This is a genomic window from Stenotrophomonas sp. G106K1 (genome assembly GCF_037969685.1).
GTDB classification, from domain to species: Bacteria; Pseudomonadota; Gammaproteobacteria; order Xanthomonadales; family Xanthomonadaceae; genus Stenotrophomonas; species Stenotrophomonas lactitubi.
In genome coordinates, this window is the sequence record NZ_JBBPFR010000003.1 from 212,793 (window position 1) to 227,076 (window position 14,284).

The following is a 14,284-nucleotide window of genomic DNA, read 5'->3' on the forward strand; positions in this document are numbered from 1 at the left end:
ACTACCCCCTTTCTTATTTACCCAGCCGGGCGACCAGTGCCTGCAGTGCGTTCTGCGCATCCGGGGCGAACCAGGCCTCGACGAAGCGGTCGAGCTGGATCAGGTCCGGGTGCAGGGCGTCGTGCAGCTCTGCGCGGGCGATGGCACGGGTCAGCAGCATCGGCTGCCGCGGCTGCTTCAGCAGGTCCTGCAGCCAGGCCACCGCGCGGGCAGTCACCAGCTCGCCATCAACCAGTTCATCGACCAGGCCGATCTGCAGCGCCTGTTCGGCGGGTACCAGCGCGCCGGTGGCCAGCAGGACGCTGGAGCGGTGCGCGCCCACGGCACGGCGCAGCAGGCGCTGGATGCCTTCCGGTGCGATCAGGCCGACCTGCACTTCGTTCAGGCCGATGGCGTACGGGCGCGCCGGATCGGCACTGCGTGCCATCACCCGGTAGTCGCAGCACAGGGCCAGTACGCAGCCGCCAGCCGGTGCGTGGCCGGTGATCGCCGCAACCACCGGGATGCGGCTCTCGGCCAGCGTGCGCACCGCGCCGAAGAAGGCGTTCCAGGTGTCCAGCAGTTTGTGCTTGTCATCGCCGTGCGAGAGCAGGTGCGGCACATCCATGCCGCCAGTGAAGATGCGCTCACTGCCGGACAGCACGATGCCGTGCGCGTCCTCGGCCATCGCCAGTTCGATGGCGTGGATCAGTTGCCGGCACAGCTCGGTGTCCAGGGCATTGACCGGCGGCCGCGCCAGCCGCAGTTCGCGGATGGGGCCATGGTTGATCACCTCGATGAGCGTCGTCATGCTGCGGGTCTCGTTGCGAAGAGGGAACTGAGGCGATGATAACCAAACCATTCGTTGGCGTACTGTTGGTGCTGTGTGCGGCCGCAGCATCGGCTTCCGCCGCCGAGACGAAGTGCGTCACCGTCGAGCAGGGCTGGGTACGGTTGTTGCCCAACCCGAAGATGGCAATGACTGCCGGTTATGCGGTGATCCGCAACGGCTGCGCCAGCGCGGTGGTGATCACCGGTGCACGCAGTGCGACCTTCGGCGATGTGTCGCTGCACGAGACCACGATCGTCGATGGGGTCAGCCGCATGCGTGAGGTCCGGCGCCTGCCATTGGCGCCCGGCGCACGCGCTGTGCTCAAGCCCGGTGGCCTGCACCTGATGCTGATGGATGGCTACCGCACCCTGGAAGAGGGGCAGCCTGTGTGGCTGCAGCTGCAGCTGGAAGATGGCACCGAAGTCAGCACCGCGTTGATAGCACGCAAGGCCGCGCCGTAACGCGGCGCTCGTTCCGCCGGGCCATGCCCGGCGAGCGCGCAGCGCGGCGGGGCTTACGACCAGTCGTACGAGAACAGCACCGTGCGGCTTTCCGGCTCGTACAGCATCACGATCGCATCGGCACCGGTGGCGCACCAGTTGTAGCCGGCCACTTCGGCCACGGCGAAGAATTTCCTGCCATCGCGGGTGATGATCGCGCACTCGGCATCGTCCGGCGCATGGCGGTCGTCGGCAGCCTCGGTGAACTCCAACGCGAAGGCGGCGGGAATTTCCGCGGTTTCAATCCAGTTACCGGTCGAGATCTGCCCGCCCAGCACGTCGAGGTAGGCCTGCTCGCCAGGCTCGCCATCGCCATAGCGCGAATAGCTGGCCAGGCGTCCATGCTGCTGGAAGTACGCGTGTGCCTTGCTGTAGCTCTCACGCATCTCCGTGATGTGCTCCAGCGCGTCGTTGTCCTGCACCTGGTCACCGATGAAGTAGCCCTCGTCGCCAAGGAAACGCATGCGGTTGTCGGCGGTCAGTGCAAAGGCGATCCAGTTGGTGCCGGTGAACGCGTTGTGGTGGTCTTCGGTGGTTTCGCCGATGCAGCCGTCGTAGGGTTCGATCGGGCACAACATCGTGGCCACGCTGCCGGCCAGTTCCGGGCGCAGCACGCCGAGGTCGATCTTCAGCAGCGGCAGCAGGTGCTGGCCAAGCCAGGCCTGGTCATCCGGGAATACGTCGGCCGGGAAGGGAACCATGCCGGGCAGTAGGTCGCGCAGTTCAGTCTGGTGGATCATGTCAGTCCTTTGATGTGGAACGGTAGCGCCGGGCCATGCCCGGCGGGCCGGTGCCGACCAAGGTCGGCATCTACCAGATGTGTCAGCTCGACGCGTTGCGGATCGCGTCCGGCAGCGGCGCGCTCTTGCCGGTCTGCGTGTCCATCCACACCACCACCACGTTGCCGTCCGAATACAGCCTCGACTCATCCTGCTGGTCGACGATGCGATGACCGATGGTCACGCTGCTGTTGCCCAGGCGCTCGACAAACAGCTCGACCAGGATGTCGTTGGGCCACACGATCGGCAACCGGTAGTTGACGTTGGTGGCAGCCACCACCGGTGCGATGCGGTCGGTCATCGACACGCCTTCCACGCCCAGCATCCAGCGCACGCGCGCCTCTTCCAGGTAGGAGATGTACTTGGCGTTGTTGACGTGGCCCATGCTGTCCATGTCACGCCAGCGCACGCTGATCGGAATGCGGGCCAGGATCTTGTGTTCGCTGCTCATCAGGTGTCCTTTTTCTTCTTGGTGCCGCCGGCCGCGGCGGTCTTGCTGGCCTTGCCGGTGCTCTTGGCGGCCGCTGCCTTCTTTGCCGGCTTCTCGGGCTTCACCTTGCGCGGCGGGCGCGCATCGGGCTTGTTGGCCACGGCGGCGGGCTGGTCCGGTCGCGCACTGGTGGAGGGCAGCATCCGGGCGAGGAACTGGCCGGTGTACGAATCCGGGCATGCCGCGACGTCTTCCGGCGTGCCGGTCACCAGGATGGTGCCGCCGCGATGACCGCCTTCCGGACCCAGATCGACGATCCAGTCCGCGGTCTTGATGACGTCCAGGTTGTGCTCGATCACCACCACCGTGTTGCCCTCGTCGCGCAGCTTGTGCAGCACGCCGAGCAGCGCCTCGATGTCATGGAAGTGCAGGCCGGTGGTCGGCTCGTCGAGGATGTACAGGGTGCGGCCGGTATCGCGGCGCGACAGTTCCTTGGACAGCTTCACGCGCTGCGCTTCACCACCGGACAGCGTGGTCGCGCTCTGGCCCAGCTTGATGTAGCTCAGGCCGACATCAACCAGGGTTTCCAGCTTGCGGGCGATGGACGGCACCGGCTCGAACAGCTTCAACGCATCTTCGACGGTCATTTCCAGCACGTCGTTGATGTTGAAGCCCTTGTACAGGATCTCCAGCGTTTCGCGGTTGTAGCGCTTGCCATGGCAGACGTCGCAGGGCACGTACACGTCCGGCAGGAAGTGCATCTCGACCTTGATCAGGCCATCGCCCTGGCAGGCCTCGCAGCGGCCACCACGCACGTTGAAACTGAAGCGGCCCGGCGAATAGCCGCGCGCACGCGATTCGGGCACCTGTGCGAAAAGTTCGCGCAGCGGTGTGAACAGGCCGGTATAGGTGGCCGGGTTCGAGCGCGGGGTACGGCCGATCGGCGACTGGTCGATGTCCACCACCTTGTCGAACAGGTCCAGGCCATCGATCTCCTTGTAAGGGGCGATCGGGTGCGAGGCGCCGTTGATCTCGTTGGCAGCCAGCGAGAAAAGGGTGTCGTTGATCAGGGTCGACTTGCCCGAACCGGACACGCCGGTCACGCAGGTCAGCAGCCCCGCCGGAATGGCCAGGTCCACGCCTTTCAGGTTGTTGCCGGTGGCACCACGCAGATGCAGGGTCATCTTCGGGTTCGGCTTGTGCCGGCGCGCCGGAATCTTGATCGCGCGCTTGCCCGACAGGTACTGGCCGGTCAGCGACCGCGGTGCATCCAGGAGGTCCTGCAGGCTGCCCTGGCCGACGATTTCGCCGCCATGCACGCCCGCACCCGGGCCGATGTCCAGCACGTAGTCGGCCAGGCGGATCGCATCTTCGTCATGCTCGACCACGATCACCGTGTTGCCGAGGTCGCGCAGGCGGGTGAGGGTGCCCAGCAGGCGTTCGTTGTCGCGCTGGTGCAGGCCGATGGACGGCTCATCGAGCACGTACATCACGCCCACCAGGCCGGCACCGATCTGGCTGGCCAGACGGATGCGCTGTGCCTCGCCACCGGACAGGGTGTCGGCCTTGCGCTCCAGGGTCAGGTAATCCAGACCCACATCGACCAGGAAGCCGAGACGCTCACCGATCTCCTTGACGATCTTCGCAGCGATCTCGCCGCGCCAGCCCGGCAGGCTCAGTTCGCTGAAGAACTTCAGCGCTTCATCGATCGGCAGCACCACCAGTTCCGGCAGCGGGCGGTCGGCCACGAACACGTTGCGCGCGGCCTTGTTCAGGCGCGCGCCGTTGCACTCGGGGCAGGCATGCTCGCTGATGTACTTGCCCAGCTCTTCCTGCACCGCCGCCGATTCGGTTTCCTTGTAGCGGCGTTCGAGGTTGGGAATGATGCCTTCGAAGCGATGCTTGCGCTGGGTGCGGCCACCGGCCTCGGTGAAGTAGGTGAAGGTGATCGCTTCCTCGCCGCTGCCATACAGCACGGCCTGCTGCACCTTTGCCGGCAGTGAGTTCCACGCTGCGTCGGTGTCGAACTTGTAGTGCTTGGCCAGCGAGGCGATCAGCTGGAAGTAATAGGCATTGCGGCGATCCCAGCCGCGCACGGCACCGGCAGCCAGGGAAAGCTCGGGATGCACCACCACGCGCGAGGGATCGAAGAACTCGGCCATGCCCAGCCCGTCGCAGCCGGGGCAGGCGCCCATCGGTGCGTTGAACGAGAACAGGCGCGGCTCCAGTTCGGGCAGCGAGTAGTCGCAGACCGGGCAGGAATACTTGGACGAGAACAGGGTAGGGGTCGCGCTGGCGTCGTCCAGCGACTGCACCGACGCCATGCCATCACCCAGCTTCAGGGCCGTTTCGAAGCTCTCGGCCAGGCGCTGCTTGATGTCTTCGCGCGGGCGGAAGCGATCGATCACCGCTTCGATGGTGTGCTTCTGGCGCAGCGCCAGCGGCGGCACCGCATCGATTTCGTACAGCTCGCCATCCACGCGCACACGCACGAAGCCCTGCGCGCGAAGCTGGTCGAACACCTGCGCGTGCTCGCCCTTGCGGTCGCGGATCACTGGCGCCAGCAGCATGTAGCGCTGTTCCGGGTCCAGCGTCAGCATGTGGTCGACCATCTGGCTGACCGTCTGCGCCTCCAGCGGATAGCCGTGGTCGGGGCAGCGCGGCGTGCCGACGCGTGCATACAGCAGGCGCAGGTAGTCGTAGATCTCGGTGATCGTGCCGACCGTCGAGCGCGGGTTGTGCGAGGTCGACTTCTGCTCGATCGAGATCGCCGGGGACAGACCTTCGATATGGTCCAGGTCCGGCTTTTCCATCACGCTCAGGAACTGCCGCGCATACGCCGACAGGGACTCGACGTAACGCCGCTGGCCCTCGGCATAGATGGTGTCGAACGCCAGCGACGACTTGCCCGAGCCGGACAGGCCGGTGATCACGATCAGTTTGTCGCGGGGCAGGTCGAGGTCGATGTTCTTGAGGTTGTGCGTCCGCGCGCCGCGGATGCGGATGAAATCCATCGCCATGGGGAATCCGGTTGTGGGGGCGTGGCTGGGCCGCCGGGCCAGCGATAGGGCGGCAATCGGTCAGCCTACCGAGGTGACCAGATGGGGGCAATGGGCGACAATGCCAGCCCGGTGTCTCACCTCGTGAGACGGCCAGTAGAGACGAGCCACGCTCGGCTGGCCGGACCCCGAACCGTTCAGCCGAGCATGGCTCGGCTCTACTGAGGGCGGGGGACAGGTCCCCGCAGGCCCCGCCCAGGGGTTGACTTGACCCGTCCGCGGTGGTCCACGTACAATTCCGCTCCTGTCCGCCCTCGACGGCGGCAGTCCATAGACCACAATAACTACAGAGGAAGTCTGGTCATGTACGCAGTACTGGTCACCGGCGGTAAGCAATACCGCGTGGCGCAGGGCGAAAAGCTCCGCATTGAAAAGCTCGAAGTCGAAGTCGGCAGCGAGATCAAGTTCGACAACATCCTGCTGCTCGGCGACAGCGATGGCATCAAGATCGGCGACGCCCTGAGCGGCGCTGCGGTCACTGCCACCGTCCTGTCCCAGGGTCGTGCCGACAAGGTCCGGATCATCAAGTTCCGTCGCCGTAAGCACCACATGAAGCGCCAGGGTCACCGTCAGTACTACACCGAAATCGAGATCACCGGCATTGCCGGTGGCAGCAAGTAAGGAGATAGGTCATGGCACATAAAAAAGGCGTAGGCTCTTCGCGCAACGGTCGCGACTCCAACCCGAAGTACCTCGGCGTCAAGATCTTCGGCGGCCAGGCCATCGAAGCCGGCAACATCATCGTGCGTCAGCGCGGCACCCAGTTCCATCCGGGTTCCGGCGTCGGCCTCGGTCGTGACCACACCCTGTTCGCCCTGACGGACGGCAAGGTGGAGTTCACCGTGAAGGGCCCGAAGAAGCGTCGCACCGTCAGCGTCGTCTCGGTCGAAGCCTGATAAGGCTGCGTCCGGCGCCCATGCCTCGGCATGGCCGTGCTGGATGAAGAGCTCGCTGCATGAAGAGCCCCGCTTCGGCGGGGCTTTTCGTTGGAATCAATGGTAAAACGGGCATCGCCCGGTTGTCGGCCAGCGGCCGGCACTACATCAAGGTGGCGGCGTGCATGCCGCGCCCATCGCAGGCATCGAAACAATGAAACTGGTAGACGAAGCAGAAATCGAAGTGTTCGCCGGCAACGGCGGCAACGGCTGCATTGGCTTCCGTCGCGAGAAGTTCATTCCGCTCGGCGGCCCGGACGGCGGCGACGGCGGTGCGGGCGGCAGCGTGTGGATCCGCGCCGACGAAAACCTCAACACCCTGGTCGACTTCCGCCATGACCGCATCTTCAAGGCGCAGCGCGGCGAGAACGGCATGGGCCGCCAGGCCTATGGCAAGGGCGGCGAGGACATGATCATCACCGTGCCGGTCGGCACCGTGATCATCAACGTGGCCACCGATGAAATCATCGGCGACCTGACCCAGCATGGCGACCGCCTGCTGGTGGCCAAGGGCGGCCGTGGCGGCCTCGGCAACATGCATTTCAAGAGCTCCACCAACCGCTCGCCGCGCCAGGCGCTGCCGGGTGAGCCGGGTGAAGAGCGCACGCTGAAGCTGGAGTTGAAGCTGCTGGCCGACGTCGGCCTGCTGGGCTTCCCCAATGCCGGCAAGAGCACCCTGATCCGCGCCGTCTCGGCGGCGACGCCGAAGGTGGCCGATTACCCGTTCACCACGCTGTACCCGAACCTGGGTGTGGTGAAGGTGGAGAACTACCGTAGCTTCGTGATCGCCGATATTCCAGGCCTGATCGAAGGTGCTGCCGACGGTGCCGGCCTGGGTGCGCAGTTCCTGCGCCACCTGCAGCGCACCCGGCTGCTGCTGCATCTCGTCGACATTTCGCCGATGGAAGGTGGTGTGGAAGGTGTTTCCCCGGTCGAGCAGGTGCGTGCCATCGAGCGCGAACTGGAAAAGCACGATCCGGAGCTGCTGGCCAAGCCGCGCTGGCTGGTGCTGAACAAGGCCGACCTGATGTTCGAGGACGAGGCCAAGGCCGCCGCCGAGAAGATCGTTGCCGAGCTGGGCTGGAAGGAGCCGTGGTTCCTGGTGTCCGCACTGGGTCGTGAAGGCACCTTCCCGATCATGAGCCGGATCATGGCGTTCTTCGATCGCCAGAAGGAAGACGAGCTCGAGGCGGCCCGCAACGCGCAGTAATGCCGTTGTGGTTCGCGCAAAAAACCCGGCTTCGGCCGGGTTTTTTGTGGGTGCCGCTCTTCTGTAAAGCCGAGCATGGGCTCGGCTCTGCAGAAGCGGAAACTGCAGGCAACAAAAAACCCGGCCGAAGCCGGGCTTTTGCGTGCTGCCGGAGCCGGGGCTCCAGCAACCAACCGGATCAGGCGGCCTGGAGGGCCTTGATGCGGTCGTTCAGGCGGCTCTTGTGGCGAGCAGCCTTGTTCTTGTGGATCAGGCCACGCGCGCTGAAACGATCCAGGATCGGCTGGGCAACGGCGAAGGCGGCTTGGGCGCCGGCGGCATCGTTGGCGTCCAGCGCCTTGATCACTTTCTTGACAGCGGTGCGCAGCATCGAGCGCTGAGCCACGTTGCGCGCGTTGCGCACGACGGTCTGCTTGGCGCGCTTCTTGGCGGACTTGATATTGGCCACGGTGGTGGTTTCCTGAAAAATCGGTGTTATGGGAACAGCAAGCTAGCTAGTATGATGGCGTAAGAAATGTACGTCAAGTCGATTGTCAAGAGGGACGTTGAGTGAGTTCACCCAAGATGTTGCGGGGCCTGCTGTCGTTCAGCAGCATGACCATGGTCTCGCGGGTTCTCGGCCTGGTCCGGGACCAGGTGGTGACCTCGACCTTCGGCACCAACGCCATCACCGATGCTTTCTGGGTCGCCTTCAGGATACCCAATTTCCTGCGCCGGCTGTTCGCCGAGGGCTCCTTTGCCACCGCCTTCGTGCCGGTGTTCACCGAGGTGAAGGAAACCCGCAGCCATGCCGAGCTGCGTGAACTGATGGCGCGCACCGCCGGCACCCTGGGCGGCGTGCTGATGCTGGTCACCGCGCTGGCGCTGATCTTCGCGCCGCAGCTGGCGTCGGTCTTCGCAAGTGGCGTCGACACCGACCCTGCCAAGCAGGGCCTGCTGATCGACCTGTTCCGCCTGACCTTCCCGTTCCTGCTGTTCGTCTCGCTGACCGCCCTGGCCGGCGGTGCGCTGAACAGTTTCCAGCGCTTCGCGATGCCGGCGCTGACGCCGGTCATCCTCAACCTGTGCATGATCGCCGGCGCGCTGTGGCTGGCGCCGCGGCTGGGAGGTACCCCGGAAAAGCAGATCCTCGCGCTGGGCTGGGCCGTGCTGGCCGCCGGCCTGCTGCAGCTGCTGTTCCAGCTGCCTTCGTTGAAGGGCATCGACCTGCTGACCCTGCCGCGCTGGGGCTGGAACCATCCGGGCGTGCGCAAGGTGATGACGCTGATGGTGCCGACCCTGTTCGGCTCATCGGTGGCGCAGATCAACCTGCTGCTGGATACCGTCATCGCCGCCAAGCTGACCGATGGTTCGCAGTCCTGGCTGTCGCTGGCCGATCGCTTCCTGGAACTGCCGCTGGGTGTGTTCGGCGTGGCCTTGGGCACGGTGATCCTGCCGGCGCTGGCCCGGCACCATGTCAGCACCGACCGCGAAGGCTTCTCGCGCTCGCTGGACTGGGGCCTGCGCATGACCCTGCTGATCTCGGTGCCGGCCATGCTCGGCCTGCTGCTGCTGGCCGAGCCGCTGATCTCCACGATCTTCCAGCACGGCCAGTTCACCGCCTTCGACACCCGCATGACGGCGCTGTCGGTGTACGGCCTGAGCTTCGGCCTGCCGGCTTTTGCGCTGCTGAAGGTGGTGCTGCCGGCGTTCTACGCGCGCCAGGACACCAGAACGCCGGTGCGTGCCGGTGTCGCCGCGCTGGTGGCCAACATGGTGTTCAACTTCGCCCTGCTGGCGGTGCTGTACCAGGTGATGGTGCCCGATGAACTGAAGGCGCAGGGGGTGATGGCCGCCCTCGGCAAGCAGCCCGGCCTGCACCTGGCGCTGGGCATTGCCAGCGCACTGTCCAGTTACCTGAACCTGGGGCTGCTCTGGTACTGGCTGGGCAAGACCGATGTCTACCAGCGGCGTCCGGGCTGGGGCGGCTACCTGCTGCGGCTGCTGCTGGCGTGTGCGGCGATGGTCGGCGTGCTGCTGGCCCTGCTGTACTGGCTGCCGGGCTTTTCGTCGATGGGCGTGTGGGAGCGGATCGGCGCCCTCGGCCTGCTGGTCGGCGGTGGCGGTCTGACCTATCTGCTGGCGATGGTGGCGATGGGCTTCCGTCCGCGCGACCTGCGTGGGCATTGATCGTGGCTCCCGGCGGCTATACTTCAGGGTTACACCATTGAAACGGCGGGCTTGGGCCGGCCGGAACGAGAGTTGATGAGCAGGCTGTTCAGAAGCGTCGAGGGCGGGGAGCTGTTCCCCAACGGAAGCGTGGTCTGCATCGGTGCATTCGACGGCCTCCACCTGGGCCATCGTGCGCTGGTGCGGCACGCGGTCGCGCGCGCGCGCGCGTTGGGTGTGGCTGCGGTGGCGGTGGCCTTCGAGCCCCTGCCGCGTGAGTTCTTTGCCCAGGGCACGCCGCCGCCGCGGTTGACCCTGGCCCGCAGCAAGGTCGAGATCCTGCACGAACTGGGGGTCGATGCGATCGGCCTGCTGCGCTTCGACGCGGCGATGGCGGCAATGCCGGCCGAGGCGTTCGTACGCCAGCTGCTGGCCCAGCGCCTGAACGCCCGCGAGGTCTGGATCGGGCCGGAGTTCTGTTTCGGCAACCGTCGCCGTGGCGATCTGGCCCTGCTGCAGGCGCTGGGCGCCGAGCTCGGTTTCAGCGCCGGCGAAATCGAAGCGGTCGACCTGCATGGTGATCGCATCTCCAGTACCCGGATCCGCCAGCTGCTGCAGGAAGGCGACTTCGCCCGCGTCGGCGACCTGCTGGGGCGTCCCTACTCGATCAGCGGGCGAGTGGTGCGCGGGCGCCAGCTCGGCCGTAGGCTGGGCTTCCCCACTGCCAACCTGCGGTTCCCGAAGACCCCGGCGCTGTCGGGCATCTACGCGACCTGGGTGCATGGGGTGTTCGACCAGCCGTGGCCGTCGGTGTCCAGTTTCGGTACCCGGCCCACCGTGGACGGCGTGGAGCCGCTGCTGGAAGCGCACCTGTTCGATTTCCAGGGCGACCTGTACGGGCGCCACATCGAAGTGGAATTCGTCGCCAAGCTGCGTGATGAAGAGAAATTCAACGATCTGGCGGCGCTGACCGACCAGATGCACCGCGACGCCGAACAGGCGCGTGCCATCCTTTCCGAACATAGATTGCGAGCCACTGCGTGAGCCAGGACTACAAGACCACCCTCAACCTGCCGGCCACCGAATTCCCGATGCGCGGCGACCTGCCCAAGCGCGAGCCGGGCATTCTGGCGCGCTGGGAAGAGCAGGGGCTCTACCAGCAGCTGCGCGACAACGCCGCCGGCCGCCCGCTGTTCGTGCTGCATGACGGCCCGCCGTACGCCAATGCGCGCATCCACCTGGGCCACGCGGTCAACAAGATCCTCAAGGACATCATCGTCAAGTCGCGCTACCTGGCCGGCTTCGATGCGCCCTACGTGCCGGGCTGGGACTGCCATGGCCTGCCGATCGAAATCGCGGTGGAAAAGAAGTGGGGCAAGGTCGGGGTGAAGCTCGATGCGGTCGAGTTCCGGCAGAAGTGCCGCGAGTTCGCCGAAGAACAGATCGACATCCAGCGTGCCGACTTCAAGCGCCTGGGCGTCACCGGCGACTGGGACAACCCGTACAAGACCCTGAGCTTCGATTTCGAGGCCAACGAGATCCGTGCGCTGTCCAAGATCGTGGCCAACGGCCATCTGCTGCGCGGTGCCAAGCCGGTGTACTGGTGCTTCGACTGCGGCTCGGCGCTGGCCGAGGCCGAGATCGAGTACCACGAGAAGACCTCGCCGGCGATCGACGTGGCCTACGCCGCGCGCGATGCGCAGGCGGTGGCGCAGGCGTTCGGTGTCAGCCTGCCGGCGGATGTCGAAGTGGCCGTGCCGATCTGGACCACCACCCCGTGGACGCTGCCGGCTTCGCTGGCGGTGTCGCTGGGCGCGGACATCCGCTACGTGCTGGCCGAAGGCCCGGCGCACAACGGCAAGCGCCGTTGGCTGGTGCTGGCTGCTGCGCTGGCCGAGCGCTCGCTGCAGCGCTACGGCGTGGACGCGGTGGTGCTGCACGGTGAAGCCGAAGGTTCGGCGCTGGACAACCAGCTGCTGGCGCACCCGTTCTACCCGGAGCGCGAGATCCCCGTGCTCAACGGCGAACACGTGTCCGACGAGGACGGTACCGGTGCGGTGCACACCGCCCCCGGCCACGGCCAGGAAGACTACGTGGTCAGCCAGATGTACGGCCTGCTGGACAAGTACAACGCCGGTCAGATCACGCCGATCGACGGCCGTGGCGTATACCTGGAATCGACCCCGCCTGCAGGCGACGTGGTGCTGGCGGGCCAGCACCTGTGGAAGGCGCAGGAGGCGATCGTGCAGGTGCTGCGCGACAGCGGCGCACTGCTGGCCTTCGTCGAGATCCGCCACAGCTACCCGCACTGCTGGCGGCACAAGACGCCGGTGGTGTTCCGCGCCACCCCGCAGTGGTTCATTTCGATGGACAAGGCCAACCTGCGCAACGATGCGCTGGCCGCGATCGATACCGTCGGCTGGTTCCCGAGCTGGGGCAAGGCGCGCATCCAGAGCATGATCGACGGCCGCCCGGACTGGACGATCTCGCGCCAGCGCACCTGGGGCGTGCCGATCGCGCTGTTCACCCACCGCCAGACCGGCGAGATCCACCCGCGTTCGGTGGAGCTGATGCAGCAGGTCGCCGACCGCGTCCAGGCCGAAGGCATCGACGTGTGGTACTCGCTGGACGCGGCCGAACTGCTGGGCGCCGAAGCGGCCGACTACGAGAAGGTCACCGACATCCTCGATGTCTGGTTCGATTCCGGCGTGACCCATGAAGCGGTGCTGGCTGCGCGTGGCTTCGGCAAGCCGGCCGACCTGTACCTGGAAGGCTCCGACCAGCATCGCGGCTGGTTCCAGTCCTCGCTGCTGACCGGCGTGGCCATCGACAAGCGCGCGCCGTACAAGCAGTGCCTCACCCACGGTTTCACCGTGGACGAGCACGGCCGCAAGATGTCCAAGTCGCTGGGCAACGGCATCGAACCGCAGGAAATCATGAACAAGCTGGGCGCGGACATCCTGCGCCTGTGGATTGCCTCGGCCGACTACAGCAACGAGATGTCGCTGTCGCAGGAAATCCTCAAGCGCACCGCCGACGCCTACCGCCGCCTGCGCAACACCGCCCGCTTCCTGCTGGGCAACCTGGATGGTTTCGATCCGGCCCAGCACCTGCGTCCGCTCAACGAGATGGTCGCGCTGGACCGCTGGATCGTGCACCGCGCCTGGGAGCTGCAGGAGAAGATCAAGGCGGCGTATGACAACTACGACATGGCCGAGATCGTGCAGCTGCTGCTGAACTTCTGCAGCGTGGACCTGGGCTCGCTGTACCTGGACGTGACCAAGGACCGCCTGTATACGATGCCGACCGATTCGGATGGTCGTCGTTCGGCGCAGAGCGCGATGTACCACATCGCCGAAGCGTTCACCCGCTGGGTGGCGCCGATCCTGACCTTCACCGCCGACGAGCTGTGGGGCTACCTGCCGGGCGATCGTGCCGGCCATGTGCTGTTCACCACCTGGTACGAGGGCCTGGCGCCGCTGCCGGCCGATGCACAGCTCAACGCTGCAGACTTCGACCAGCTGCTGGCCGTGCGCGAACAGGTGGCCAAGGTGCTGGAGCCGATGCGCGCCAATGGTGCGATCGGTGCCGCGCTGGAAGCGGAGATCACCATCGCCGCCAGCGAAGAGCAGGCCGCGCGCTGGCAGCCGCTGGCCGATGAACTGCGTTTCCTGTTCATCAGCGGTGACGTGCAGGTGCGCCCGGCGACCACCGACGAGGTGTTCGTCAGCGCCCAGCCGACGCAGAAGTCCAAGTGCGTGCGCTGCTGGCACCACCGTGCCGACGTTGGCAGCAATGCCGACCACCCGGAACTGTGCGGCCGCTGCGTGACCAACATCGCCGGTGCCGGCGAAGTGCGGAGCTGGTTCTGATGGCCGCCCCGCGCCCGCATCCGAACGCACTGATCTGGCTGCTGCTGTCGGCAGTCATCATCGGCCTGGACCAGTGGTCGAAGGCCTGGGTGCTGTCGAGCCTGCCGGAGTTCCAGCCGGTGGTGGTCATCGACGGCTTCTGGAACTGGTACCGCACCTACAACACCGGTGCAGCGTTCAGCTTCCTGAGCGACGCCGGTGGCTGGCAGAAGCATTTCTTCACCGTGCTGGCGATCGCCATCAGCGGCCTGATGGCCTGGTGGCTGCGCGCTACCGCCCGTGGCAACTGGAAGGCCGCCGTGCCTTATGCGCTGATCATCGGCGGTGCGATCGGCAACGTGATCGACCGCCAGGTGCATGGCCACGTGGTGGATTTCATCCAGTGGTACGTCGGCGAGCATGTCTGGCCGTCGTTCAACATCGCCGATTCGGCCATCGTGGTGGGTGCCGTAGGCATCGCCCTGTTCGGCCTGTTCGACGGCAAGTCCGCCAAAAAGGCGGATAATGCCAATCCGAAACCGTAAGCCGGCCGCTGCCGGG

14 protein-coding genes are annotated in these 14,284 nt (G+C 65.9%); 9 read left to right on the plus strand and 5 right to left on the minus strand.

The genetic code is table 11. From position 1 onward, the window contains the following. Nucleotides 1-13: 13 nt before the first annotated feature. Nucleotides 14-790 carry an enoyl-CoA hydratase/isomerase family protein gene (locus tag WKB25_RS05015; protein ID WP_340569046.1) on the minus strand — a complete coding sequence of 259 codons (777 nt, stop codon included), beginning with the start codon at nucleotides 788-790 and terminating at the stop codon, nucleotides 14-16. Between the two features lie 35 nt (nucleotides 791-825). Here WKB25_RS05015 and WKB25_RS05020 point away from each other — a divergent pair, with 35 nt between their 5' ends. Next, on the plus strand, nucleotides 826-1,272 hold the full coding sequence (locus WKB25_RS05020; protein WP_340569047.1) for a copper chaperone PCu(A)C: 447 nt from the start codon (nucleotides 826-828) through the stop codon (nucleotides 1,270-1,272). Between the two features lie 53 nt (nucleotides 1,273-1,325). On the opposite strand, the gene WKB25_RS05025 is transcribed toward WKB25_RS05020, so the two are convergent. The 3 genes from WKB25_RS05025 to uvrA all read right to left on the minus strand — a co-directional run bounded on the left by WKB25_RS05025 (nucleotide 1,326) and on the right by uvrA (nucleotide 5,540). After that, nucleotides 1,326-2,051, minus strand: a complete 726-nt coding sequence (locus WKB25_RS05025; RefSeq protein WP_340569049.1) for an enolase — start codon at nucleotides 2,049-2,051, stop codon at nucleotides 1,326-1,328. Nucleotides 2,052-2,133: 82 nt separating this feature from the next. Next, on the minus strand, nucleotides 2,134-2,541 hold the full coding sequence (locus tag WKB25_RS05030) for a thioesterase family protein (RefSeq protein ID WP_089239570.1): 408 nt from the start codon (nucleotides 2,539-2,541) through the stop codon (nucleotides 2,134-2,136). Next, nucleotides 2,541-5,540: an excinuclease ABC subunit UvrA gene (gene uvrA / locus WKB25_RS05035; RefSeq protein WP_340569051.1), complete on the minus strand. Its 3,000-nt coding sequence runs from the start codon at nucleotides 5,538-5,540 to the stop codon at nucleotides 2,541-2,543. Before uvrA ends, WKB25_RS05030 begins: the two co-directional genes overlap by 1 nt. Nucleotides 5,541-5,882: 342 nt before the next feature. On the opposite strand from uvrA, the gene rplU reads away from it, so the two are divergent. The 4 genes from rplU to obgE are packed head-to-tail and all read left to right on the plus strand — an operon-like array spanning nucleotide 5,883 to nucleotide 7,724. Next, nucleotides 5,883-6,200 carry a 50S ribosomal protein L21 gene (gene rplU / locus WKB25_RS05040; protein ID WP_004148331.1) on the plus strand — a complete coding sequence of 106 codons (318 nt, stop codon included), beginning with the start codon at nucleotides 5,883-5,885 and terminating at the stop codon, nucleotides 6,198-6,200. An 11-nt stretch (nucleotides 6,201-6,211) separates the two neighbouring features. Then, a complete protein-coding gene (gene rpmA, locus WKB25_RS05045) occupies nucleotides 6,212-6,475 on the plus strand; it encodes a 50S ribosomal protein L27 (protein ID WP_089239574.1) in 264 nt (87 codons plus the stop codon). 59 nt (nucleotides 6,476-6,534) lie between these two features. Beyond that, entirely contained in the window at nucleotides 6,535-6,672 is a 138-nt protein-coding gene (locus WKB25_RS05050) for a hypothetical protein (RefSeq protein WP_157804331.1), read from the plus strand. Then, complete coding sequence (obgE, locus tag WKB25_RS05055) at nucleotides 6,669-7,724, plus strand: GTPase ObgE (RefSeq protein WP_340569054.1); 1,056 nt, start codon at nucleotides 6,669-6,671, stop codon at nucleotides 7,722-7,724. The genes WKB25_RS05050 and obgE overlap by 4 nt, the downstream gene beginning before the upstream one ends. 178 nt (nucleotides 7,725-7,902) lie before the next feature. On the opposite strand, the gene rpsT is transcribed toward obgE, so the two are convergent. Next, complete coding sequence (gene rpsT, locus WKB25_RS05060) at nucleotides 7,903-8,172, minus strand: 30S ribosomal protein S20 (protein WP_025873851.1); 270 nt, start codon at nucleotides 8,170-8,172, stop codon at nucleotides 7,903-7,905. 116 nt (nucleotides 8,173-8,288) lie between these two features. Between rpsT and murJ the strand changes: the two genes are divergently transcribed. The 4 genes from murJ (at nucleotide 8,289) to lspA (ending at nucleotide 14,268) form a co-directional block, all read left to right on the plus strand. Continuing rightward, entirely contained in the window at nucleotides 8,289-9,893 is a 1,605-nt protein-coding gene (gene murJ, locus WKB25_RS05065; protein WP_340569137.1) for a murein biosynthesis integral membrane protein MurJ, read from the plus strand. Between the two features lie 75 nt (nucleotides 9,894-9,968). Beyond that, nucleotides 9,969-10,916 carry a bifunctional riboflavin kinase/FAD synthetase gene (locus WKB25_RS05070; RefSeq protein ID WP_340569056.1) on the plus strand — a complete coding sequence of 316 codons (948 nt, stop codon included), beginning with the start codon at nucleotides 9,969-9,971 and terminating at the stop codon, nucleotides 10,914-10,916. Next, on the plus strand, nucleotides 10,913-13,744 hold the full coding sequence (gene ileS, locus WKB25_RS05075) for an isoleucine--tRNA ligase (RefSeq protein ID WP_340569057.1): 2,832 nt from the start codon (nucleotides 10,913-10,915) through the stop codon (nucleotides 13,742-13,744). Before WKB25_RS05070 ends, ileS begins: the two co-directional genes overlap by 4 nt. Then, a complete protein-coding gene (gene lspA, locus WKB25_RS05080) occupies nucleotides 13,744-14,268 on the plus strand; it encodes a signal peptidase II (RefSeq protein ID WP_100551860.1) in 525 nt (174 codons plus the stop codon). Before ileS ends, lspA begins: the two co-directional genes overlap by 1 nt. The last annotated feature ends 16 nt before the right edge of the window (nucleotides 14,269-14,284 follow it).